The organism is Thermoleophilum album, assembly GCF_900108055.1.
GTDB lineage: Bacteria > Actinomycetota > Thermoleophilia > Solirubrobacterales > Thermoleophilaceae > Thermoleophilum > Thermoleophilum album.
The window spans coordinates 1,025,969-1,047,897 of record NZ_FNWJ01000001.1; the positions used below are offsets into that span (position 1 = coordinate 1,025,969).

General features: G+C 69.8%; 25 protein-coding genes. 12 read left to right on the top strand and 13 right to left on the bottom strand.

The window, feature by feature from the left end:
• Positions 1 to 10: 10 nt before the first annotated feature.
• From BLW41_RS05065 to BLW41_RS05085, 5 genes are read right to left on the bottom strand one after another with little or no spacing between them, the layout of a single operon-like run.
• Positions 11 to 1,033 carry an ABC transporter substrate-binding protein gene (locus BLW41_RS05065; RefSeq protein ID WP_143038593.1) on the bottom strand — a complete coding sequence of 341 codons (1,023 nt, stop codon included), beginning with the start codon at positions 1,031 to 1,033 and terminating at the stop codon, positions 11 to 13.
• Positions 1,030 to 1,782 (bottom strand): ABC transporter permease, encoded by a 753-nt coding sequence (locus BLW41_RS05070; RefSeq protein WP_093116788.1) that lies wholly within the window; start codon positions 1,780 to 1,782, stop codon positions 1,030 to 1,032. The genes BLW41_RS05065 and BLW41_RS05070 overlap by 4 nt, the downstream gene beginning before the upstream one ends.
• Positions 1,779 to 2,555 (bottom strand): ABC transporter ATP-binding protein, encoded by a 777-nt coding sequence (locus BLW41_RS05075; protein ID WP_093116790.1) that lies wholly within the window; start codon positions 2,553 to 2,555, stop codon positions 1,779 to 1,781. The genes BLW41_RS05070 and BLW41_RS05075 overlap by 4 nt, the downstream gene beginning before the upstream one ends.
• Positions 2,556 to 2,559: 4 nt before the next feature.
• A complete protein-coding gene (locus tag BLW41_RS05080; RefSeq protein ID WP_093116791.1) occupies positions 2,560 to 3,975 on the bottom strand; it encodes a VWA domain-containing protein in 1,416 nt (471 codons plus the stop codon).
• On the bottom strand, positions 3,972 to 4,877 hold the full coding sequence (locus BLW41_RS05085) for an AAA family ATPase (RefSeq protein WP_093116793.1): 906 nt from the start codon (positions 4,875 to 4,877) through the stop codon (positions 3,972 to 3,974). Before BLW41_RS05085 ends, BLW41_RS05080 begins: the two co-directional genes overlap by 4 nt.
• Positions 4,878 to 4,898: 21 nt before the next feature.
• On the opposite strand from BLW41_RS05085, the gene BLW41_RS05090 reads away from it, so the two are divergent.
• Complete coding sequence (locus BLW41_RS05090) at positions 4,899 to 5,213, top strand: hypothetical protein (protein ID WP_093116795.1); 315 nt, start codon at positions 4,899 to 4,901, stop codon at positions 5,211 to 5,213.
• Here the strand turns inward: BLW41_RS05090 and BLW41_RS05095 are convergent.
• On the bottom strand, positions 5,190 to 5,840 hold the full coding sequence (locus BLW41_RS05095; protein WP_093116797.1) for an O-methyltransferase: 651 nt from the start codon (positions 5,838 to 5,840) through the stop codon (positions 5,190 to 5,192). The genes BLW41_RS05090 and BLW41_RS05095 overlap by 24 nt on opposite strands.
• 106 nt (positions 5,841 to 5,946) lie before the next feature.
• On the opposite strand from BLW41_RS05095, the gene BLW41_RS05100 reads away from it, so the two are divergent.
• Positions 5,947 to 7,077, top strand: a complete 1,131-nt coding sequence (locus BLW41_RS05100; RefSeq protein WP_093117365.1) for a citrate synthase — start codon at positions 5,947 to 5,949, stop codon at positions 7,075 to 7,077.
• A gap of 15 nt (positions 7,078 to 7,092) precedes the next feature.
• Here the strand turns inward: BLW41_RS05100 and BLW41_RS05105 are convergent, their stop codons facing one another.
• Positions 7,093 to 8,301, bottom strand: coding sequence for a M20/M25/M40 family metallo-hydrolase (locus BLW41_RS05105; RefSeq protein WP_177169346.1), 1,209 nt, complete (start codon positions 8,299 to 8,301; stop codon positions 7,093 to 7,095).
• 37 nt (positions 8,302 to 8,338) lie between these two features.
• Here BLW41_RS05105 and BLW41_RS05110 point away from each other — a divergent pair, with 37 nt between their 5' ends.
• Positions 8,339 to 8,824, top strand: a complete 486-nt coding sequence (locus BLW41_RS05110; protein ID WP_143038594.1) for a GNAT family N-acetyltransferase — start codon at positions 8,339 to 8,341, stop codon at positions 8,822 to 8,824.
• Here the strand turns inward: BLW41_RS05110 and BLW41_RS05115 are convergent.
• Complete coding sequence (locus tag BLW41_RS05115; protein ID WP_093116803.1) at positions 8,815 to 9,240, bottom strand: hypothetical protein; 426 nt, start codon at positions 9,238 to 9,240, stop codon at positions 8,815 to 8,817. The genes BLW41_RS05110 and BLW41_RS05115 overlap by 10 nt on opposite strands.
• Before the next feature lie 45 nt (positions 9,241 to 9,285).
• Here BLW41_RS05115 and BLW41_RS05120 point away from each other — a divergent pair, with 45 nt between their 5' ends.
• Positions 9,286 to 9,504 (top strand): hypothetical protein, encoded by a 219-nt coding sequence (locus BLW41_RS05120; RefSeq protein ID WP_093116805.1) that lies wholly within the window; start codon positions 9,286 to 9,288, stop codon positions 9,502 to 9,504.
• A 39-nt stretch (positions 9,505 to 9,543) separates the two neighbouring features.
• Here BLW41_RS05120 and BLW41_RS05125 read toward each other — a convergent pair whose 3' ends face one another.
• Genes BLW41_RS05125 through BLW41_RS05135 form a run of 3 tightly spaced genes read right to left on the bottom strand, consistent with a single transcriptional unit; the run spans position 9,544 to position 12,772 of the window.
• Complete coding sequence (locus BLW41_RS05125; RefSeq protein ID WP_093116807.1) at positions 9,544 to 9,768, bottom strand: hypothetical protein; 225 nt, start codon at positions 9,766 to 9,768, stop codon at positions 9,544 to 9,546.
• The gene (locus BLW41_RS05130; protein WP_093116809.1) at positions 9,765 to 10,961 is read right to left on the bottom strand and encodes an ArsA family ATPase; all 1,197 of its coding nucleotides are present in this window, start codon (positions 10,959 to 10,961) and stop codon (positions 9,765 to 9,767) included. Before BLW41_RS05130 ends, BLW41_RS05125 begins: the two co-directional genes overlap by 4 nt.
• Before the next feature lie 14 nt (positions 10,962 to 10,975).
• Positions 10,976 to 12,772, bottom strand: coding sequence for a D-glucuronyl C5-epimerase family protein (locus tag BLW41_RS05135; protein ID WP_218138261.1), 1,797 nt, complete (start codon positions 12,770 to 12,772; stop codon positions 10,976 to 10,978).
• A 91-nt stretch (positions 12,773 to 12,863) separates the two neighbouring features.
• Between BLW41_RS05135 and BLW41_RS10705 the strand changes: the two genes are divergently transcribed.
• Together BLW41_RS10705 and BLW41_RS05145 are read left to right on the top strand one after the other, a co-directional pair.
• A complete protein-coding gene (locus tag BLW41_RS10705) occupies positions 12,864 to 13,991 on the top strand; it encodes a hypothetical protein (RefSeq protein ID WP_177169347.1) in 1,128 nt (375 codons plus the stop codon).
• 11 nt (positions 13,992 to 14,002) lie between these two features.
• Positions 14,003 to 15,208: an aldo/keto reductase gene (locus BLW41_RS05145; RefSeq protein ID WP_093116815.1), complete on the top strand. Its 1,206-nt coding sequence runs from the start codon at positions 14,003 to 14,005 to the stop codon at positions 15,206 to 15,208.
• A 35-nt stretch (positions 15,209 to 15,243) separates the two neighbouring features.
• On the opposite strand, the gene BLW41_RS05150 is transcribed toward BLW41_RS05145, so the two are convergent.
• Both BLW41_RS05150 and BLW41_RS05155 read right to left on the bottom strand, forming a co-directional pair.
• Positions 15,244 to 15,546 carry a hypothetical protein gene (locus tag BLW41_RS05150; RefSeq protein ID WP_143038597.1) on the bottom strand — a complete coding sequence of 101 codons (303 nt, stop codon included), beginning with the start codon at positions 15,544 to 15,546 and terminating at the stop codon, positions 15,244 to 15,246.
• A 10-nt stretch (positions 15,547 to 15,556) separates the two neighbouring features.
• Positions 15,557 to 16,060, bottom strand: a complete 504-nt coding sequence (locus BLW41_RS05155) for a hypothetical protein (protein WP_093116819.1) — start codon at positions 16,058 to 16,060, stop codon at positions 15,557 to 15,559.
• Positions 16,061 to 16,269: 209 nt separating this feature from the next.
• Between BLW41_RS05155 and BLW41_RS05160 the strand changes: the two genes are divergently transcribed.
• The 6 genes from BLW41_RS05160 to BLW41_RS05185 all read left to right on the top strand — a co-directional run bounded on the left by BLW41_RS05160 (position 16,270) and on the right by BLW41_RS05185 (position 21,906).
• Complete coding sequence (locus BLW41_RS05160; RefSeq protein ID WP_093116821.1) at positions 16,270 to 17,457, top strand: acyl-CoA dehydrogenase family protein; 1,188 nt, start codon at positions 16,270 to 16,272, stop codon at positions 17,455 to 17,457.
• A 325-nt stretch (positions 17,458 to 17,782) separates the two neighbouring features.
• Positions 17,783 to 18,721: a sensor histidine kinase gene (locus tag BLW41_RS05165; RefSeq protein ID WP_143038598.1), complete on the top strand. Its 939-nt coding sequence runs from the start codon at positions 17,783 to 17,785 to the stop codon at positions 18,719 to 18,721.
• Entirely contained in the window at positions 18,718 to 19,386 is a 669-nt protein-coding gene (locus BLW41_RS05170; RefSeq protein WP_218138262.1) for a response regulator transcription factor, read from the top strand. The genes BLW41_RS05165 and BLW41_RS05170 overlap by 4 nt, the downstream gene beginning before the upstream one ends.
• Positions 19,387 to 19,564: 178 nt before the next feature.
• Positions 19,565 to 19,771: a hypothetical protein gene (locus BLW41_RS05175; RefSeq protein ID WP_093116825.1), complete on the top strand. Its 207-nt coding sequence runs from the start codon at positions 19,565 to 19,567 to the stop codon at positions 19,769 to 19,771.
• A 153-nt stretch (positions 19,772 to 19,924) separates the two neighbouring features.
• Complete coding sequence (locus BLW41_RS05180; protein ID WP_143038599.1) at positions 19,925 to 20,929, top strand: phosphotransferase; 1,005 nt, start codon at positions 19,925 to 19,927, stop codon at positions 20,927 to 20,929.
• 29 nt (positions 20,930 to 20,958) lie between these two features.
• Positions 20,959 to 21,906 (top strand): T3SS effector HopA1 family protein, encoded by a 948-nt coding sequence (locus tag BLW41_RS05185; RefSeq protein ID WP_218138263.1) that lies wholly within the window; start codon positions 20,959 to 20,961, stop codon positions 21,904 to 21,906.
• Positions 21,907 to 21,929: the final 23 nt, after the last annotated feature.

Here is a 21,929-nt window from a genome sequence, read left to right on the forward strand (position 1 = left end):
GAGCGCTTGCTTACAACCCCGCACCGGCAAGGAGCTCGTTGGTGTAGGCCTCGGTGGGGTCGGGCGCGCGGCGGAGGATGCCGTGCGTTTTCAGCCAACCGCCGAACTCGCGCCAGGAGCGCGGATCCTGCCAGCCCCACGGGCGACCGCGCGGGGGTGCGAAAGCAGCGAGCGTCGCGCGCACCGCTGCGCGTTGCAGTCGCGGATCTAGATCGCGGTTCGCACGAACCAGTGCGGTGACGGCGAAATCGGGTCGCCGGCGAACCAGTCGCTCGCCACGCGCGACCGCCGCCAGGAAGGCACGCAACTTTGCCCGGTCACGGTCGAGCGCGTCGCCGTTCGCCACGAACACCAACTCGTCGTAGCTCGGGACGCCCGCTCGGTCGACCGGGACGACCTGCGGCCGGCGGCGCTCGAGGCGCAGCTGCACAGCCTCGTAGTTCCAAAAAGCCCCGATCACCGCGTCCACCTTGCCGGTCAAAAGCGCGGGTGCGAGGCCGAAACCAACGTTGCGGACGCGCACCCGCGACGGATCGACACCGGCCTCCGCGAGGATTGCCTCCAGGTAAGCGCGCTGGTAATCGATGCCCGCGTAGCCCACCCGCTTCCCTGCGAGGTCGCGAACGCTGCGTATACCCGAGCGCTCCAGCCAGAGGATCGACGTCAGTGGCCGCTGCACAAGCGCCGCCACCGAGCGCACGCGCAGCCCCTGATCGAGGGCGCGGAAGACCTCCGGCTCGTAGGAGACCGCGAGGTCCACCCGCCCGGCCGCAACGGCGCGGATCGGCGCCGCCGGATCCGAAGGTGTGCGCAGCTCCACGCGTAGCCCAGCCTGGCGGAAGTAGCCGGCCGCCTCGGCCGCGTAGATCGGCGCATGGTCGGCGTTCGGGAACCAGTCGAGCATCACTCGCACGGTGCGCTCGCCCGCTGGCGTCAGCCGCTCCCGCTTCTCGCCGCAGCCGACGAGGACGGCGGCGACCAGCAGGAGCCCGAGCAGCGCGCGCCAGCGCCCGGTCACCGCTGCCCCGGTCACTGCGTCGCCCCCCGCCGACGCCACGGGCAGGCGAGGCGCTCGAGCAGCGCCACACCGGCGAACAGGCCGACCGCCATCGCCGCCAAGATCACGACTCCCGCGTACACGCGCGCTGTTTCTAGCTGATTGTTGGCGAGAAGGACGAGCCGGCCAAGGCCGCGATCGGCTCCCGCCCACTCACCGAACACGGCACCGATCACCGCCACCGACGCCGCCACCCGCAAGCCACTGAAGAAGTACGGCAGCGCCCACGGCAGCTCCACGCGAATGAGCGTGCGCAAACGCCCGGCCCCGAGCGTGCGCATCAGCTTCAGCAACTCGGGATCGACCGACCGCAGCCCATCGAGCAGGTTGACGGTGATCGGAAAGAAACAGATCAGTGCGACGATCGCCAGCTTCGGACCGATCCCGTAATCGAAAGCGAGCACGAAGATCGGCGCGAGCACCACCAAGGGAATCGCCTGCGAGGCGACCAAAAGCGGGTAGACCGCATCGCGCAACGGCCGCCACAGGTGCATCGCAAGGGCGCAAGCGAGCGCTGCGGTCACCGACACGACAAGCCCGAGCAGCACCTCTACGAGCGTCACCCCGGCTTCCGCTAACAGCAGTGAACGGTCGTGGCGCAGCGCTCGGACCGTCTCGACCGGCGACGCCAGCGTCAGATTGTCGACCCCCGGAAGCGAGGCGACGAGCTGCCACAGCCCGATGAAGGCGGCGACAACGAGCAGCGCGAGAGCGCGGGTCCTCACCGTCCCAAAGCCTCCAACGCGCGGGCCTCGAGTTCGCCGAACTTCGCTTCCGTGACGAGCTCGCGCCGACGCCGCGGGCGCGGAAAGGGCACATCGAGCTCCGCCACCACGCGGCCCGGGCGCGACGACAAGACCACCACGCGGTCGGCCAAGAACAGTGCCTCCTCCACGTCGTGCGTGACCAGCAGAACCGTCCGCTGCTCGCGCGCCAAGGCTGCCGCCAACCATTCCTGCATCGCGGCGCGCGTGAGCGCATCGAGGGCCGCGAACGGCTCGTCCAACAAGAGCAGGGGACGCCCGGTGAGAAGCGCCCGCAGGAACGCCACACGTTGACGCATCCCGCCCGACAGCTCCGCCGGATACGCGCGCTCGAACTCGCCTAAACCGAAACGCTCGAAGAGCGGGCGCGCCCGTTGGCGAGCGGCGCCGCGGCCGAGACCCTGGCACTCGAGCGCGAGCGCCGCATTGCCGAGCGCGTCGCGCCACGGCAACAGTAGATCGCGTTGCGGCATGTAGGAGCAGGCGGCGCGCCGCGCCCCTGGCTCGCGCGCGCCGTTCGTTGTGACCGTTCCATCGTCGGGCTCTTGCAGACCGGCGACAATCTCCAACAAGGTCGACTTGCCGCAACCCGAAGGCCCGACCACGGCGACCACTTCGCGCTGTCGGACGACGAGGTCGAGGCCGTCGAGTGCTCGCAGTGGCGGTGCGCCGCGCCGGACCGGCGCGAAGCGGCGCACCACTCCAGCGAGTACGACCGCTGCCGAACTGGCCACCGGCTCAGCGAACCGCGCCCGGGCGCACTTCGGTCACCGCACGCACGAACGACTCCAGCTGACGCGTCGTCCAGCACTCGAAAACGCCGTCGCAGTGCGGCTCGTAAACACCCATCACCGAATCCCCATAGTTCCAGTAGAGGCGCGGCTCGGGGTTGATCCAGAAAGTGCGCCCGGCGGCGGCGGTGATCCGTGCGAACGCCAGCTCGTGCGGGTCGCGGCCGTTGGTGCGCGCGTCGCCCAGCACGATCACCGTCGAACGGGGATCGAGATCGTCGACGACCGTGTCATGGAACTCCAGCCATACCCGGCCGTAGTCGGTGTAGCCGGAGACGTCGGCGACCCCCGCGTCGCTCGCGATGCGGCGCGAAATCTCGGCGAAGGAACGCTCCCGTGCGAAGACGTCAGTGACCTCCGAGATCCGCTCGACGAACACGAACGACCGCAGCTTGCGGAACTGATCGTGGAGGGCGTGCAGCACCGAAAGGAAAAAGACGCTCGCCGACGTGACGCTCGTCGAAACGTCGCAAAGCACATAGATGCTCGGTCGGCGCGGCCGGCGCGGGCGGGTGCGCACGGTCATCGGCACGCCCCCCGTCTCCAACGATGCGCGCAGAGTGCGACGCAGGTCGACCATCGCCGAGCGGCGGCGGCCGCGTGCGCTGCGGCCCTCGGTGGCTAGCCGTCGCTTGAGTTGAGCGACCACGCGCTGCACCTGGCCGAGGTCCTGAGTCGGGGTGCTGGGAAGCGCACGGTCGAAGTCGCGGAGCGGACGCTTCGGCGGCAGCGCGCCGGTCCGCTCCACTGCGCGACGTTCGAGCTCACGGCGCAGAAGCTGCTCGAAGCGTCGCAGCCCCTCCCTTCCAAGTAGTTCGGGGGACTGTCCTGCGGGCAGCTGCTGATTGGCGCGCAGACCGAGCGCGCGGCGGATCCGCTGGACGTCGACGCCCACAACGCCGGAACCCTCGCCGGCGCGCCCGAAGGCGGCCACGGCGAGTCGCGCGAGGTCGCGCAGCTCGGATTCCGATCCGCTGGCAATCGCCTCGAGTACGCGCTCGCGCAGGGCGTCGACGTCGAGTTCCGGTGCGGTGCTGTCGGCCAGCGGCTGCTCGCGCAGCCCCCGCTCGACCGCCTCGCGCTCGACCGCCCGGAAGAAAAAGCGCTCGAAAACCTGGTCGAAGATATGGCGATCGGCGCGCGACTTGGCGAGTGTGGCCGCCAGCGCCTCGCGGAAGGTCGCGCGGTCTCGCCAGCTCACGGCATCGAGCGCAGCGATCGCGTCGAGCATCTCCGACGTCCCGACCGCCACGCCCTCCGCGCGCAGCTCGTCACAGAGCTCGACCAGTCGGGCGGTCATCCCCGGACCGCCGGGCGCGGTTTCGCGGCGCCCGTACGGGGTACCGCGGCGCCGCTCGCTCATCCCGCTCCGGCGCCCGCCTCGCGAGGGCCGAGCTCCGGCAACTTCATGCCGATGCGCTCCGCCACCACGTCGAGATCGGCACGATGCTTGAGGATGATCGAGAGCGTGCGCTCCAGCAGCGCACGGTCGATGTCGGCCGCTCCCAGCAGCACCAGCGCCCGCGCCCAGTCGATCGACTCGGCGATCGACGGCGGCTTCTTGAGGTCCAGCTGACGAACCATCTGCACGATTTCGACGAGCTTGCGCGCGACCCGCTCGTCGAGGTCGGGTTCGTGCAGACGCACGATCTCGAGCTCGCGCTCAACGCTCGGATAGTCGAGCCACAGGTAAAGACAGCGGCGCTTGAGGGCCTCGGTGAGCTCCCGCGAGTCGTTCGAAGTCAGGACGACAAGCGGACGCGTGCGCGCCTCGACCACGCCGAGTTCGGGGATCGAGACCTGGAAGTCCGAGAGGATCTCGAGCAGCATGGCCTCGAACTCCTGGTCGGTCTTGTCGATCTCGTCGATCAGCAGCACCACTGGCTCCTCGGCGCGGATCGCAGACAGCAGCGGGCGCGCGAGCAGGAACTCCTCACCGAAGATGTCGTCGCGCACCTGCTCCCAGCCGCTGTCTTTGGACTCCGTCTGGATCCGCAGCAGCTGCTTGCGGTAGTTCCACTCGTAGAGGGCCTTCGCCTCATCGAGCCCTTCGTAACACTGGAGGCGGATCAGGCGACGGCCGGTGGCGCGAGCGAGCGCCTTCGACAGTTCGGTCTTGCCGACACCCGCCGGCCCCTCCACCAGCACCGGCTTGCCGAGCCGCACGGCTAGGTAGCTGACCAGTGCGGTCGCCTCGTCGGCGAGGTAGCCGACCTGCTCCAGACGGACGCGCGCGTCGTCCGCGGAGCTGAACCCGTCGCGCATCGCGGCAAGGATACTTGGGTCGTGGGCGAGCCCATTTCCGCGCACCAGGTGTTCGGCGATGTGTACCCCGCCGCCTTCGATCAGGCCGGCGTGGCGACGGCTCGGCGACTTCCCGAGGGGCACCGTTCGCTGACCGTTCTCTTGCTCGCCCGACTCCCAGAGCAAACCGGCGGCTTCGAGGTCGACCCGACCTTTTTCATCGCGACCTTCGCTGCTGGCCTCGCCATCGGGGCTGCTGGTCACCTGCTCGGCGTGCGGCTGTTGGTCGCGGCCGGGGTGGTTTTGGTGATGCTCGCGACGGTCGTCTTGCCGTTAGTGCTGCACCTTTTGGGCTGAGGCGAGCGCGACGCCGTCGCCGACCGGCAGCACCACGCCTTGCCAACGCTCGGAGGCCACAAGTTTGCGCGCGAGGTCTCGCACCGCCGAGCGTTGCTCCGGCGTCCACGCGCCGGGGCGATCATCAGACCACGCGACCTCGCCGCCCATCAAGACGTTGTCGACCGCGACTAGCGCGGCGGGCGCTAGCAGTGGCTCGGCCAGCGCGAGGTAGCGCGCGTACTCGGTCTTCGTGCCATCGAGGAACAGCAGGTTGAAGGTGCCGTCCAGCCGCGGCAGCGTCTCCAGTGCGTCGCCCTCCACTACCTCAACACGCGCGCCGCAGCCCGCGCGCTCGAGGAAGTCGCGTGCTTGTGCGGCGCGCACGGGGTCGCGCTCGAGCGTGACGATCCGCCCGCGCCGCAACTCACGCGCCATGTGCACGGTCGAGTAACCGATGGCGGTTCCGACCTCCAGCACGTGTGGGTCGGCGAGCCGACAGAGTAGGGCGAGCAGGCGGCCGGTCTCGCGGTGCACGATCGGTATCCCCTCACGCTGTGCGAGCTCCTCCATCTCGGCGAGCAATGGATCGATGGTCGGTCGCAGCTCTCGCAGGTAGCGTGCGACTTGATCGGCGAGGATTGTCATGGCGCCGACGCTAACCGCTCGCGCGACGCCCTAGCGTGGCGGGGCCCCCCCAAGCGCGCTCCCCTCGCCGGCCCATCGTCTCGTAAGCTGCGCGACCGTGCCTGAACTGATCGCAGCGCCCCCCGGTCTCGAGGGGGTGATCGCCTTCGACACCGAGATCGCCGAACCCGACGTGGACGGTTCGGCGCTCCGCTATCGCGGCGTCGATATCGAGGAGCTGGTCGGGGTCGTGCCCTACGAGAAGGTGTGGGGCCTGCTGGTCGACGGCTCCTTCGAGCCCGGGCTGCCTCCCGCAGAACCTCACCCCCTCACCGTCCGCAGCGGTGACCCGCGCGTCGACCTGCAGGCGGCACTGGCGCTGCTGGCGCCCGAGTGGGGCCTGCGGCCGCTCCTCGACCTGGACGTTGTGGAAGCCCGTGAGCAGCTCGCGCGGGTCGCTGTGATGGCGCTCTCGTTCGTCGCCCAGTCGGCGCGGGGACCGGGTCGACCGCCGGTCCCGCAGGCGGAGGTCGATCGCGGCCGCACGATCGCCGAACGCTTCCTGATTCGTTGGCGTGGGCAGGCCGATCCACGGGCGGTGCGGGCGATCGACGCCTACTGGATCGCGGCGGCCGAGCACGGAATGAACGCCTCCACTTTCACCGCCCGCATCGTCGCCTCGACGGGCGCCGACGTCGCGGCCGCGCTGTCGGCGGCGGTCGGCGCGCTGTCGGGTCCCCTGCATGGTGGAGCCCCGTCGCGCGTGCTGCGGATGCTCGATGAGGTGGAGCGGGAGGGCGACGCGACCGCCTATGTGCGGCGCGTGCTCGACCGCGGCGAGCGCCTGATGGGCTTCGGCCACCGCGTCTACCGGGCCGAGGATCCGCGAGCGCGGGTTTTGCGCCGGACGGCGCGGGAGCTCGGGTCGCCACGGGTCGAGGTTGCTGAGCGCCTCGAGCGGGCGGCGCTCGAGGAGTTGGCGGCGCGCAAGCCCGACCGCGTGCTGGCCACTAACGTGGAGTTCTGGTCGGCGGTCGTTCTCGACACGGCCGGCGTGCCGGCGGAGCTTTTCACACCGATGTTCGCGTGCGCTCGCGTCGCCGGCTGGTCGGCGCACATCCTCGAACAAAAGCGCAGCGGTCGCTTGATCCGCCCGACGGCGCGCTACGTCGGTCCGCAACGCCGCTCGGCGGCGGAGGTTCCGGGTTGGAATCCCGAGGCGTGGGCTGCGGTCCGGGCGGACACTGCAGCTGGTTGAGCAGGAACGCGAACGCTACGTCCGGTTAGGGGACGCCGCGGGCGCGCTCTCGCTCACCAGCAACCGCGCCAGCACGCGCGCTGCGTCGCAAAGCTCGCGGAGCTCGACTCGCTCTTGCGGGGTGTGCGCGAGCGCGAGCTCACCGGGGCCGAACACCACCGCGTCACGCACCCCCTGCGCGACGAAGTTGTGGGCGTCCGTCCAGCTGTGCATACCGCCCTCCAGCGCCGGGCGACCCTCGCTGTGCAGGGCTTGCGCTAGCTGCTCGGCAAGAGCCGAATGCGGCAGCGACCACGGCTCGGCGCGCTCGCAGACGCGCACGCGCCCGCCCTGGCGGGCCGCTGCCAGTTCGACCTCGGCGATCGCGCGTGCCACCGAGCAACCGGGAACCAAGCGCGCTTCGACGCGGACGCGCGCCGCGTCGGGGACCGCGTAGAGCGGCCAGCCGCCCACCAGTTCGAGGCAGCTGGCGCGCGCCGGCCCGAGCAACGGGTCGCGCAGCTGGGTGAGGGGCAGCTCGTCGAGCGCGGCGACGAACCTTGCGGCTCGTTCGACCGCGTTGTCGCCGGCTTCGGGCACCGCAGCGTGCGCCGCGATACCGCGAAATTCCACCTCGAGCTCGACCGCCCCGGCGGCGCGCGTGCAGATGCGCAGCTCGGTCGGTTCGAGGACTACGACGCGACGCGGACGGCAGAGGCGGGCGAGCAGCGCCGAGCCGCTGCCCCCTTCTTCTTCGTCGCAGGTGAGGAGTACGGCGACCGGCGCAGCCGGCGGCAGCCCGCGGCGCCGTGCGAGCGCAAGGGCCGCGAGCGCGCACGCCACCGGTCCCTTGTCGTCGAGCACGCCAAGCCCAGCGAGCCAACCACCACCGGCGTAAGGGCGCGCCGGCCAACGATCCTCGGCAAGCGGCGGTCCCACGCGCTGACGGGGCGGCACGATCGTGTCGAGGTGCGCGCAGAGCGCCAGCTCGGTGGCCTCTGGCGAGCGCAGCGCGTCGAACTGGGGAGCGGTGACCACGAGCCCCGCCAGTCGCTGCTCGCCGATCACTCGCTGGCAGCGCAAGCCGAGCTGCCCGCAAGTCCGCTCGACGTGCGCCGCGAGGGGCTCCTCACGGCCCGATGGCGAAGCGATACGCGCGAGCGCCAGGGTCTCGCTGCGCAACCACTCGTGTAGCGAGGCTTCGTCGAGCGGCGGCGCGCCGCGGCGCGGTTCGACGGTTGGCACGGCACGATTGAACCAGCACGATGCTGCTGTGCGGCCGATGAGTGCGACTGTCGTGGGCTTGGAGCGTGACGAGTTCGAGCGGCGCCTGCCGGAGCTCGTCGAGGTGTACCTCGCCGCCTATCGAGGTCTCGAACGCTACGCGTACACAGGACGCGGACGGGTCGCCGCCTACTTGCACTGGCTGTGGCGCGGTGACCCGGGCGGCTTGTTCGTCGCGCTTCACGACGGTCGCGCCGTCGGCTTCGCCGCCTGTCACGCCCAGTGGGGTGAGCAGGCGGGGGTGCCCGTAGCCGAGTTGCACGAGCTGGCGGTCGCACCGTCCGCGCAGGGGAGCGGGGTCGGCAGCGCCCTGTTGCGAGCCGTGCTGGCGTACGGGCGCGAGCAGGGGGCGCTGGAGATCGGTTTAGCGGTCGGACGCGACAACCTCCGCGCGCGGCGCTTCTACGAGCGGCACGGTTTTGTGTACGGCGAGCAGCAGGGCGAGTGGTTGCGGATGCGCCGCGAGCTCGCTGGTCACGAGTAAGCGCCGACGTCGTCGGCGGGACGGCGCGCGCGCTCGCGCAGGCCGGCCACCACCAGCAGCGCAGCGCAAACCAGCGCCAACAGGCTCTGCCCGAGCGGTCGGTCGAAGAGTCGCACGACGATCAGCACGGCCGCCCAGCCGCCGGCGATCGCGACGGCCGTGCCATCGCCGCCGGGCAGGTGAAAGCGTTTGCCGTGGGCCCGCGCCCACAGCAGCGCCAGCACCGCCAGCGCCGCCAAACCCTCGGCGGCCTCGACCGCCGAGTAGGGGCCGAAGGTACTGGCCAAGAGAAGTAGCGCGACGACCGCGATCACGCGCTGCTCAGCGGCCAGCGCGCGCCAGCTAGCGACCACCTCGCGCAACAGGCGCCGCGCAAGCCGTGCGCCGCGACTTCGCTCGATGCTGTCCGCAGCCATCGACCGCCGCGAGCGTAGTCGCACGCTCGCAACTACTATCGAAACATGGCTACCGAGCAGCCCGATTTGATCGGCCCCGACGAGGTCGCCTACCGCCTGGAGCTGACGCCGGCGCAGCTGAAAGTGACCTGGACAGCCCTCAAGACGTTGGCCGACGACCTTGGGCACGACGAACACGACGTGCTGGAGGTCGTGCGCCAGGTGCTCGCGAAGCTGCCCGACGAGAACGCGATCCGGGCAATTCGACTGGACCAGCCTCGGTGAAGCGGCGCGGCGAGGTCGGCTTGCGCCGCCTCGCTGCGCTCACTCGAGGGGGATCTCCTCGACCTGCGGTTTCCTTTGCGGCTGGTCGAGACGTTCCAGGTACCAGTCGATGAGGTCGCGCAGTGCTCGCAACAAGTCGCGCAACGCTTCGGTAGCACGACTGCGCAGCTCGGGCGGCAGCGCGTGTCGAGCCGCCTCGAGCACGTAGACGATCAGCGACAGATCGAAAAGCGGGGTGCGTGGCGGTCTGCCGTCTTCGTTCATGGTGTAGCTACCAGCGAACTTCGCGGGCGACGGAACGAGACCTCGAGTACGCCGTCTTCGAAGCGAGCTCCGCTGGGGGCGCAGCCGGCCAGAGAGTCGGGCAACAGCACCGTGCGCTTGTGCGCACCGACCCGCACGACCAGTTCCAAGCCGACCTTGCTCAGCTTGATTTCGTCACGTGTGGCGAGCGGCAGGGGTAACGTCAGGCGCGCGCCGTCGGGGTCTTCCTTGAACTCGTGTCGCGCACCGTCGTAGAGGATCTCGTGCGCGCACGCTTCGGCGAACAGCGCCGCCGCCAAGCGATCGAGCATACGCGCGCCCACTACCTCCTCGGCGAACATCGGCGCGACGAGAATCGGTAGCGGCGCAAACGCTTCCCGCACCAGTTCCATCTGCTGGTTTTGCAGTTCTCGCCACGGCGCCAGATAGCCATCGTCGGCCTCCGGGGGTAGGACGCGGTTTACGACGATCGCGTCAACCGGAAAGCCGTAGAGGCTCAGGTAGGTGTAGGTCCGCATCGCCTCGCGCACGACGATCCGCTCCGGGTTCAGCACCAGGCGCACGCTTGTAGTTCGCCGTTCGCGCAGGATTGTCGCCAGGCCACCGAGTCCCCGCACAAGCCGTTCCACCTCATCGAAAACAGGGTCGTCGGGCAGTGGTACGTCGAGCAGAGTGCGGGCAAGCGGCCGCGCTGCGGCAACAAGCTTGCGCTCCAGAGGGATCACTTTCTCCAGCCACCAGGCGGCGACGTCCGGGAACGAGAGCAGCCGCAAGGTCTCGCCGGTCGGCGCGCAGTCGACGATCAAGCACTCGAAATCTCCGCGTTCGTAGTGCTCCTTGATCGCCAGGAGCGCGAACAGCTCGTCCATGCCGGGCGGCACCGTCAACTCCTCGGCGGCGATCCGGTCGACACCCCGTTCCGACAGGAGCTTGGTTAGCCAACTCTGCACCGCCTCCCAACGGCGCTCGATCTCTTCCTGCGCTTGCACCTGCTGGGCGTAGAGGCGCCGGCCGCACTCCGTCGGGCGGCTACCGACCTCGCGTTCCAGGGCATCGGCCAGGGTGTGCGCGGGATCAGTGGACACGACGAGTGTGCGCAGACCCTCGCGAGCGCAGCGGCGGGCGGTGGCTAGCGCGACGCTGCTTTTGCCGACACCGCCCTTACCGGTGTAGATGATTGTTCGCGGCGGCACGCTGCGTTGGCATGCTAAGGCGCTGTGCCGGCGGTGTTCTGCTCGGGGGCCGCTGCCTCGACTTGCAGGCTTCGTCGCGCGCGCAGACCGCGTCCGGTTCGCAGCTCCTTGGCGGCGATGACCAGCGTGTAGCTGCCCGGTGTGCGGGGACGCCAGTGGAACGTCCAGGTGCCGCGGGACCGCGTGGTAAGGCGGCGCAGCAGGGTCCTGTTGCCGCGCGTAACCGTGAACTCCACGGCTGAGAGCTTGGAGAGGCGAAAGCGAATTGCGACCGTACGCCCGACCTCCACGACCGGGGGCTGATCCTGCGTCTCGGGCTCACCGGGCGGTTGCAGGAGGTCGATGCGCGGCGGCTCGGTTTGGTAGCGGCGGAAGCGGTCGGCGTAGGTGCAAAAGACCTCACCCAGCCCGCGCGCGCAGGCACTCGCCACCAGTTCCCGCAAAAGCTCGTGGTAAGCGGGTGTCGAAGGTCGTCCTTGCCAGGAGTAGAGCGACCAATCGCCGATGTCGCTGTGCGGTATCTCGGCACGCAGTTCGCCGAGGGCAGTCGCTGCGAAGCGCGCCGCACGCGTGTCGCCGGCAAGCTGCGCGAAGTCGTGGAGGCCGATCACCGCTTGGGTGAAGGCGTTGAAGATGAACAGCCGCGGAGCGAACGAGTACTGGAGGTAGTGGGTGCCGCCGAGCGGTCCCCGCGCGACCACCCCCAGCGGCGCCCGTGTCGCGAAGGCGCCGAGCGCGCGCGCCGCGATGCGCAGGTAGTCGGGGCGTCCGAGCAACTTGGCGGCGCGCGCGTATGCCTGCAGCGCGGTCGCCTGCGCCATGCCGCTGATCCAGGGCGGGTTACCGCCACCGAAACGAAACATGTACTCCCAGGCTCTGAAGTACCTGCTGCGTTGGCTCGCGACGTCTCCGGCCTCGTCGAGCAGTCGGGCAAGGCGCTCGCGTTGACACGGTTCGCTGAGGGCCTTGACGCAAGCGGCGTGCAGCAGGTTGGCGCGCTTGAACGTGCCGAGGGGATGGAAGCGGATCCCCTCGCCCGGGAAGTAAGCGAACAACAGCTCGCTTCCTTGCGGCTCGACCCAGGCCCGCGCCGCCGGCACTCGCGAACTACGCCAGAACCGTTCGTTGACCTCGAGCTCGAGAAACACGAGCGGCAGGCGCGACGGGATCAGCCGCCCGGCGAGCGCCAGGCGCTCGACCGAGCGCAGCACCGCGCTCAGCTCCTTGCCCGCGATGCCTCGCCGTTTGAGCGCACGAGCGGTCGCGCGGGCACGTGTCCAGATGCCGAGGTAGCGGCGGTAGCGCGCGAGGTCGATGTGACCGCCGCGGAGGGCGCTGGCGAGCGCGGCACGTAGCGCCCGCTCGGCTTTGCTTTTGCCGCGCGCTCGGGGCCGGGCAGGGGCGGCCGGTCGTGGGGCGGGGGCGGCCGCTCGCGGGGCGGAGGCGGTCGCAGCCCGGGCGACGACCACGGCCGGGGAGCCGGTCGGGCCGGCGAGTCGGGGCAGGCGTGCCGGTCGTGGCCCCGCGACGCTCGCGGGCGGCGGAGCGAAGCGATCGCGCGCGATTCGCACGACGCCGCGTTCGCCGAGCACGACTACCGCTGACCCGCCGCCGCTAGGTCGCGCTGCGGCCGGTGCGCCGCTCGCGGCGGCCGGAACGACCAGCGGCGCGGCGGCGACGAGCAGCGCGGCGGCTACCGGCAGCGCCGCGGCGACGAGTAGCGCGGCGGCGCGCGTCGGCAAACCGCCTCGGCGCACGAGCCGGCGCCCCCTTGTGATCCCTGCCCACGTCGGTACCAAGCGTTTATTCACAACAGCACTCGGCGTTCGAGGTTGCTGTTCGGTCACCCACCCGATCGGCTGCACCCAAGATCGCCGCGGTCGCGCTAGTCTGGCGTCGACTGTGCTGGAGTCGCGAGCAGCCGCCCGCAAGCCCCGTTTTGCCCCACGCCGATCGCTGGTCGTGGCGCTGGTCGCGGTGGCTGCAGCCGCCTTCGGTGCCGGCTGCGGAGGCGACGATCGCGCCGATGCCGAGAAGATCCTCAACGATGCCTTCTCCAAGCGCATACCGAGCGCCGACGTGCGCATCCAAGCCACTGTCTCGCTGCAGGGTGAGGCGGCGGGCGGCCGTCCGATCCGCATCGAGGCGAACGGCCCCTACATCGACAATCCAAGCGGTCTGCCGAAGGTCGATCTGACGGTCCGGGTCGGACCGCCAGGAGGTCCGACCGTCGAGAGTGGCTACCTCTCGACCGGCGACCGCGCGTTCGTCAAGTTCCAAGACGTCTTCTACGAGCTCCCGCGTGCGGATGTTGAGCGCCAAATCCAGGAGGCCCGCAAGCGCCGCCGCAGCGGTGGCGGATCGCTGAAAGCGCTCGGGCTCGATCCCCGTCGCTGGCTCTCGCGGGCAAGCGTCGAGGGCGACGAGCAGGTTGGCGGTGTTGAGACGCGGCACGTAAGGGGCAAGCTCGACGTTCGTCGCCTGCTCGAGGACCTCAACCGCTTCATCGCCCGCAACCGCAACGCCCTCTCCTCGACAGGTGGGTCGGTTCCGCAGCGGCTGCCGAAGCAGTTCATCGACACCGCGACCGAGGTGGTTCGCGCCGCGACCTTCGATGTTTACGCCGGCAAGGACGATGGCATCCTGCGCCGCCTGGCAGGGCGTGTCGAGCTCGACCTGAGCAAGGCCGGCGGGTCACTGGCGAGCAACCTCGGACGAGGCACCGTCACGTTCTCCGTGCAGTTCGACAAGGTCGGTGGCAAACAGCGCGTGGAGGCGCCCGCGCAGGCTCGCCCGATATCGGAGCTGCGGAGGCTCTTGCGGGGCAGCGCGAACTCGCTGCTCGGAGGTGCGACGGGCGCTGTTTCACCGCAAGCGAGTACCGACTCGGATATCGGAGGCGGCTCGGGCGGGGGCGCTGCGGCTCCGCCTTCGAGCGAGCAGTTCAAGCGTTACGGCGAGTGTCTCGATCGTGCGCGTCCCGGCGACATTGCCGCCTTGCAACGCTGTTCGATGCTGTTGCGCCGTTAGCGGGCACCGGCATGACGGCGGAGAGCGCTGAGCGCAGGGATCGAACGGCTGCCACTAGCGCGCTGGGTGAGCTAGTGCACGACCAGGTGGAGCTCTCGCCGCTCGCGCTAGGGACCTGGAGCGGTGGCCGCTACATGAACTTCGGAGAACCGATCTCGGAGGAGCGTCTAGAGCGGCTGCTGCGTCCCGACAACAGGCTGGCGACGGTAATTACCGCCGACGTCTACGGGCGCGGGGCCGCCGACCGCGCACTCGGGCGAGCGTTGCGGGGTCTCGAGCGCGGCAGCTACCGACTAGTCGGGGCGGTCGGCCACGACTTCTACGCTGGCGAACGCCTCGGCTTCAAGGGCTACCCACGCTTCACCGATCCCCGTCTGCGGGGTCCCGAGCAGTACGAGGACTATTTGCGGCGCGCGACCGAACGCATGCTCGAGCGGTTGGGTAGCGACCAGCTCGACGTCTTGCTGCTCCACAACCCCGACCGCGTCGGCTACACAAGCGAACGCGTTTGGGAGGCGCTCAGGAAGCTGCGCGATGAAGGTCTCTGCCGATCGCTCGGTGTCGCCCCCGGGCCGGCCAACGGTTTCACGCTCGACCTAATCGGCTGCTTCGAGCGGTTCGGCGAGGTCGTCGACTGGGCGATGATCATCCTCAACCCGCTGGAGCCGTGGCCTGGGCGGCTCTGTCTCGAGGCTGCCGAAGCGCACGGTGTGCGGCTGATCGCCCGGGTCGTCGATCACGGCGGCCTGTTCTGGGGCGACGTGCGGCCGGGGCATCCGTTCCCCGAGCGCGACCACCGGCGCTTCCGGCCGCCGGGGTGGGTCGAGGCGGGACTGGCGCGGATCGATCGCATGCGACCGGTCGCGGAGCGGCACGGGTTGAGCTGGATTCAACTGGCGGTGGCTTGGGTGCTGGCGCAGCGCCCGATCGTCTGTGCCGTGCCGACGCTAATCCAAGAGCCGGGGCCGCAGGCGCGCCCGATCGAGGACAAGCGCGCCGAGCTGGCGGCGACGCCACTGCTCTCGCCGCTGTCAGCGGCGGAGGTCGAGGAGCTCGCGCTGATCGGGGACAACCGCAACTGCATGCAGCTCAAGGGCGCATCGCCGGACCACGAGGGGGCGCCGCGTGCCGACAGCTGGCCGCTCGCCGAGCGCGACCTGGAAGTAGCCGCGCGCTGGGGTATCGACCCCGTGCGCGACCTCCGCAAAGCCGCTTGAGCGGGCCTCCCGCCGGGAGCGCCTCCCGCCCTCGCCTACTCGCCTTCGAGCTCGCGCGCGTCGGGATCCTCCACCGCGCGCTCGTGCACCTCGCGACCGGTCTCTCCGCCGAACTGGTCCTGGAAGCGCTCGAGCAGTTCGTCGCGGCGCGCCTCGTCGACCGGCACCTCGTCGGAGATCAGGATCCATTCGGCACCCTCGAACGGCTCTAGGTTGAAGATCTCGCCGTCGAGCGAGGCTGAGTCGTCGACGATCACCAGCACCTCGGTCTGGGGATTGAAGTAGGTGCCCGGCCGGTTGAGCATCTGTTCAAGCTCGAAGCGTCGTCCGTCGTCCATCAGCGCGAGCCTACAGCGCGCCGCCGAGCTCACGCAGGCGCCGCTCCACCTCGGCATCCACATCCAGCGGCTGCTCGCCGCGACGCACCCGGCGCTCGTTATTGGCGACCACGAGCTGTCGGATCTCCTCGCGCAACCCCGGGTCGCGATCGACTGCAGCCGCCGGTGCGGCGACCTCGGGCGGCTCCGCAGCCGACGGCGGTGGGCCGAGCAAGGCCTCCAGCTCGGCCTCTACGTCGAGCGGCTGTTCGCCGCGCGCTACCCGGCGATCCGATTTCGCGTTGAGCATTTGACGGACCTCCTCGCGCGCGATCGCCAGCTCGGCGCGCGGGTCGCGGGGAGGTGTCGCCGCCGGTTTACCGGGGGCGCTCCCCTGTGGGAGGTCGAGTCCGAAGCTGCCGCCCCGGCCGAGCGAGCGGTAAAGCTGACCCACGCCCACGTAACTAAGGCTCGCCGCCACCACACCGATCAGCGCGAACGCGATCAAAAGCCAGCCGAACAGGTTGGTGTCCACCTCGCTACCCCTCCCCTCGGCGTACGCAGCCCGCGACCTGGTGGTCGACAACTCCGGCGCCGGTGAGCTCAAGCCCAGTGTGGCCGATTGCAAGCGTGCGGTCTAGGGCGAGCATCTAGTACCCTTAGCGCGCAGCGATTGACTGACGAATCAATCGGTCAACGTGCGGTCGCGGTGACGCGCCGCGTCCGCCGGCAAAGGGAGCGGAAGTGGTCGACTTCACCCTCACCGACGAGCAGAAAGAGATTCAGCGTCTCGCGCACGAGTTCGCGGAGAAAGAGATCCGGCCGAAGGCCTGGGACTACGACCGGGACGCCACCTGGCCGCAGGACATCATCGAGAAGGCGTTCGAGGTCGGGCTGATGAACTCCCACATCCCCGAGGAGTACGGGGGCCCCGGTCTCGACTACCTCACCGGCTGTTTGATCGAGGAGGAGCTCGGCTGGGGTTGCTCGGGCATCGGCACCTCGCTGATGTGCAACGGCCTCGCGAGCGCGCCGGTGCTGATCGCCGGCTCCGAGGAGATCAAGAAGCACTACCTCGGGATGCTCACCGAGGAGCCCAAGCTGGCGTCGTTCTGCTTGACCGAGCCCGATGCCGGCTCCGACGTCTCCTCGATGCGCACGACCGCCGTCAAGAAGGGCGACCACTACGTCATCAACGGCACCAAGTGCTTCATCACGAACGGCTCGCACGCGTCTTGGTACACGGTTTACGCGAAGACCGACAAGGACGCTGGCCATCGCGGCATCTCGGCATTTGTGGTGCCGCGCGATGCAGACGGCGTGGTGGTCGACAAGAAGGAAGACAAGCTCGGTCAGCGCGCCTCCGACACGGCGATGATCTCGTTCCACGACGTCGCCGTGCCCGCCAAGAACCTCCTCGGTGAGGAGAACAAGGGCTTCAAGCTGGCGATGATGACGCTCGACCGCACCCGTCCTGGCGTCGCTGCGATGGCGGTCGGCATCGCTCGGGCGGCCTTCGAGTTCGCGGTCGAGTACGCCAAGGAGCGCATCCAATTCGGCGTGCCGATCGCCATGCACCAGGCGATTCAGTTCATGATCGCCGACATGGCGACGAAGGTCGAGGCGGCGCGCCTCCTCACCTGGAAGGCGGCGTCGCTGCTCGACCAGGGCAAGCGCAACACGCTGGTCGCTTCGCACGCCAAGCGCTTCGCCGCGGATTCGGCGATGGAGGTGACCGTCGACGCCGTCCAGGTGTACGGCGGTTACGGGTTCATCAAGGAGTACCCGGTCGAGAAGCTGATGCGCGACGCGAAGATCATGCAGCTCTACGAGGGCACCTCGCAGATCCAGCGCCTGGTGATCGCCCGTGAGGTGCTGATGCCGCGTCGCATCGAGGAACCGCAGCGCGAGCCAGCTGCGGCCTCCGCCTGAGCATCCCCGTTCCTCCGGCCCTCGCGGCCACTTCCCTCCTCCTCCCTCGCGTCCGGGAGGGGCCTCCCAACGGAGGCCCCTCCCGGCGCTATTTCTGGCGCCGCCGATTTGCGGGCATAATCGCGGCGTGACCGGCGCCGGCACCGCACATGCGGGCGCACCCCACACGGCGCCCCAGCCGATCGAAGAGCCCGCAGCCGCGGGTCCCCTTGGGGACCCCGCGACCGACACTCACGACCTGCACGGGTCGACCCGCGCTACGTCCCCAGCGGGTCCTACGGCGGCTGCAGCGGCGCGCTCCTCGACGCTCTTTCGGCGCGTCTTTTTGATCATCGCCGTCGTCCTTCTTGCCGACGCGCTGGTGTTTGCGGTGGGGCCCGAGTCACGGGGAGCCCAGGACGTACTGTCCGCGCTGCTCGGTTTCGGCCTCGTGCTGGGCGTCGCCTACTGGTTGATGAAACGGGCGTTCGCGCCCCTTCGCAGACTGACCGAGGAGGCCCAGGCGATCTCCAGCCTGATGCCAGGGGCGCGCGTCAGCGAGGGTGCGGCGGTTGGCGAGGTTGCTGCTCTGCAGCGCTCCTTCAACGAGATGCTGGCGCGACTCGAACAGGCCCAGCGCAGCAGCACGCGCGCTCAGATCGAAGCGCAGGAGGAGGAGCGGCGGCGGATCGCGCGCGAACTACACGACGAGATCGGGCAAGGTCTGACGACCGCTCTGCTGTTGCTGCGGCGTGGTCGTGAAACGGGGCCCGACGCAGAGCGTGAGCGTCTCGACGAGGCCCGCGAGATCATCAAGGACACGCTCCACGGAGTGCGGCGCATACTCGCCGAACTGCGGCCCGAGTCGCTCGAAGAACTCGGTCTTGGAAGCGCGCTCATGAACCTGGCTCGTCGGGTCGCGGCGGCCTCCGGCATCGACGTGCGAGCCGACGTACCGCAGCAGTTACCGCGGCTGTCGCGCGAGGTCGAGCTGGCCGTCTTCCGCACCGCGCAAGAGGCGCTCACCAACGTCCTCCGTCACGCGCGTGCCGAGCGGGTATGGGTGCGGCTCGATTGCGACGAGCAGATGTTGCGGCTCCGGGTGGAGGACGATGGCCGGGGTTTCGACGGGGAAACCGCTGGGCGCGGCACCCAAGGGATGGTGGAGCGCGCTTTCGCAGTCGGTGGTCGCCTCCGCTTCGGTCGCCGGGCGGACGGGCGAGGGACCACCGTCGAGTTAGAAGTGCCGCTCGCGCTGGGTGCGGCTGGAGCGGTGAAACGTTGACCAGAAAGCCGATTCAAACGTCGATCCGGATCTTGTTGGCGGACGATCACACGCTCGTGCGCCGGGGCTTGCGGCTGGTGCTCGAGTCGCAGCCCGATCTGCGGGTGGTCGCCGAGGCGGGGGATGGTCGCGAAGCCCTCGAATTGGCCCTTCGCGAAGGGATCGACGTGGCAATCCTCGATGTCGCGATGCCCCGTCTCACGGGCTTGCAGGTGGCGTGGGAGCTCCACCGTCAGCGCCCGCAGGTGCGCTGCCTGATGCTCTCGATGCACGACAACGAACAGTTCTTCTTCGAGGCCCTGCGGGCCGGGGCGTGTGGTTACGTGCGAAAGGTCGACGTCGACGACGAGCTTGTCGAGGCCTGCCGAGCGGTCGCCCGCGGCGAGCCGTTCTTCTATCCAGAGGGCGTGAGTGCGCTGGTGCGTAAGTACGTGGAGGCTGCACGGGAGGGACGGCTTTTGGCCGACGACCCGTTGACCACGCGCGAGACCGAGGTCGTGAAGCTGATAGCCGAAGGCCACACGACCCGTGAGATCGCCGCACTGCTCGGGATCAGTGAGCACACCGTCGATCGACACCGCGCCAACGTCGCCGAAAAGCTCGGGCTGCGCGACCGCGTGGCACTTACCCGCTACGCGATCCGGCGCGGTCTCGTTCAACCGTAGTCGGCCGCTGACGCGGCGCATCCCGCGGTCGCGCCGCTAGCCGCGGGCGGCGTGCACTTGCCGGATGGGGTGAATCCGCCACCGCCAAATGGCGGGAATAAGCAATGGTCGCGCTTCCGCCTTACCGACAAGCTCACACAGGTCCTGTCCATCCGCCCGAGAGGAGAGGAGGGAGGCGGTGTCGACCTGGATCAAGGAGCACACGGTACGTCGCGCGTCCGAACAGCAGGTGCCGGCACTTGTGCCGGCGCTGGAGGAGCTGTTCGGTGAGGAGGCACGGGAGCTCGAACAGGAGGTCGAGGAGCGCTATTCGCCCGCTTGGGAGGCGGCGGACGATCCGCGCGCGATTGGCACGGTCGTGCTGACCGTGCGGCTGCGTTGTTGATGGCAACTAGCTAAGGCCTGAGGGAGCGTTCCCAAGACGGGTCCAAACGGGGGACCACTGGTGAGGGGGCGCGTTGCGGACCGGGCAGGCCGTCCCCGCGGCCCGGATCCGGGCGCGCCTCCTCCCGTTTTTGAGCCGCTCCGCGGCGTCTGGGTGAAGCGGCACTCCCGGCGCCCCGCGGTCGAGGCGCGGATGGCGGCGCTCGCGGCGGCGACGGGCGCAGCGCCACGGTTGTTGCATTTCGACGCCGGCGAGGACACCCTGGTCTTCGAGCGGTTGCCCGGCGTGACGCTCGACTCGCTACTGCGCGACCTCGCGGGCTCGAGGGAGCAGCGCACGCCTGCCGAGGGTCTTCGTCGCTCACCGGCCTGCAGCTCCCGCCACCGGCAACGCCGACCGCCGATCGCGTTCCTGGAGCTCGTCGGTGCGCTCCTCGGACAAGCTCTGCGCTCGGTCCATCGGCTTTCGCTACCGCCAGGCGAACCGAGCGCGCAGCAGCCGAGCCAGCTCGCTGCCGTGTCAGTGGGGGCCTTTGGCGAGCTAGGCGAGGGGGCGCTTTCGCTGCTCGAGTCATGGCACCGCGACGCCGGCCTCGTGGACGCGCTCGCACGCCTCGGTGGCCCATCGAGGAGCGCTCGGTCCCGCACGTCTCTGGTGCACGGTGACCTGACGGCGGACAACGTCATCGTCAGCTTTCGTGATCACGACCAACCGTCGGTGGCGATCGTCGACTGGGAACTGGCGGGCGCGGGCGATCCAGCTTGGGACGTCGCTTGCGTAGAGGCGGACCTGGTAAGCCGTTGGTTGTGCACGGCGCGGCCGCGACCGGGGCGGCCAGCGGCCGAGTGGCTGGGCGGTACCGAGCCCCTTCGAGCGTTCGCGCTGAGGGCTATCGAGGCCTTCCGCAGCGGCTACGGCGCGCCTGACCGTGACGAACGGGCGTCGCGCCTGCTTGGCGCGGCCCTGCTGATGCGCGCGCTCGCGCTCGCCGATGCCGGTGACGAGCGCGAGCGAGTGCTCGCACGGCTCGTGGCGTTGGTCGGTAAGCGCCTCATTTGCGCGCCGCGCGAAGCCGCCCGGCTGTTCTTCAAATCGAGAAACGGCTGCGAAGGTGCGCTCGCGGCCGCGCTACGCCCGATCCCAGTGAACGACCGGTAAGTGCCGTGAACTCCGGCCGTCGAGCGATCGTGGGAGCTTTCACAAACGCCGGACGGACGCCTGCGCGCACGATCGCCGCGGCGGTGCTCGCGGCGCTTGGTCCTGGCGCTTGGCGGCACGATGACGAGGACGCGCTCGCGGCGGAGATCTACGAGCGTGTGCAGCTCCGCCGGCCGCTTCTGCGCTCGATCGGTCTCAACGCGCCGCGGTTCGCGCGCCCGGGCGCGCGTTTCCTCGCAGCGCTCGCCGGTCGGTGCCACGTCGCCGGCGGGTTCGAGCGCCTGGGCGACGGTTTGGCACGCCATCGCGGAGGCTTACGTGTGACCTACGCGGCCAGTGATTTGGCGGCAGTGAAGGGGCGCGAGCTGTACCTCCGTGTACCGGTCGTGCGACGGATCGCCACCCCGGGATTCGTAGGCGCGGTGGGAACCAGGGGGCCGCTCACCGCCGGTTCGCGTGTGTGGCGCGTCTACTGTGCGGTGTTGCCGAGCGCGGCCGACCGGGCGGCGCTCGCTCTCTGGCGCAGGCTCGACGCCGCGCGTCTGCGGTTCGAGCTGAAACTGCTGTCGGAGGCAGCCGAGTATCCGCGGGCCGACGCTCTCGTTGCGTTCGTTTTGGAGGACGACCTGGCGCGGGCCCTGACTGCCGCAGTCGAGCTCTCCCGCAGCGGCCTGCTCGCCGAGCCCGCTGCTGGCTTGGCCGTGTCGGTCGCGCCAGGCGTGGCTTTCGCCCCCGAGCGATCGGCTACTGCGCCTCCGGAAGGTACCGCCGGCGACCGCCAAAACGAGCGCCCTCGGACAGCGAGCTACGGAGCGTGGATGGCGACGATCGCCGCGAGCGCGTTGGTCGCGGCCCGTGGCTCCGACGACGCCGAGCAACGACTGTCGAGAGCGATCGACTCAGCGCTCGCTTGCCGAGATCGGGAGAGCTGGTCGGCGGCGGGCGCCGCGGCGGGAGGCGTGCTGGCTGCCTTGTAGAGGGCTGCCTTGCAGAGGAGGTG

Excerpts from the sequence above, each read along its gene's own strand:
- BLW41_RS05080 (WP_093116791.1), bottom strand. The coding sequence starts at position 3,975 with ATGAGCGAGCGGCGCCGCGGTACCCCGTACGGGCGCCGCGAAACCGCG.
- BLW41_RS05085 (WP_093116793.1), bottom strand. The coding sequence starts at position 4,877 with ATGCGCGACGGGTTCAGCTCCGCGGACGACGCGCGCGTCCGTCTGGAG.
- BLW41_RS05095 (WP_093116797.1), bottom strand. The coding sequence starts at position 5,840 with ATGACAATCCTCGCCGATCAAGTCGCACGCTACCTGCGAGAGCTGCGA.
- BLW41_RS05110 (WP_143038594.1), top strand. The coding sequence starts at position 8,339 with ATGAGTGCGACTGTCGTGGGCTTGGAGCGTGACGAGTTCGAGCGGCGC.
- BLW41_RS05115 (WP_093116803.1), bottom strand. The coding sequence starts at position 9,240 with ATGGCTGCGGACAGCATCGAGCGAAGTCGCGGCGCACGGCTTGCGCGG.
- BLW41_RS05120 (WP_093116805.1), top strand. The coding sequence starts at position 9,286 with ATGGCTACCGAGCAGCCCGATTTGATCGGCCCCGACGAGGTCGCCTAC.
- BLW41_RS05125 (WP_093116807.1), bottom strand. The coding sequence starts at position 9,768 with ATGAACGAAGACGGCAGACCGCCACGCACCCCGCTTTTCGATCTGTCG.
- BLW41_RS05145 (WP_093116815.1), top strand. The coding sequence starts at position 14,003 with ATGACGGCGGAGAGCGCTGAGCGCAGGGATCGAACGGCTGCCACTAGC.
- BLW41_RS05150 (WP_143038597.1), bottom strand. The coding sequence starts at position 15,546 with ATGGACGACGGACGACGCTTCGAGCTTGAACAGATGCTCAACCGGCCG.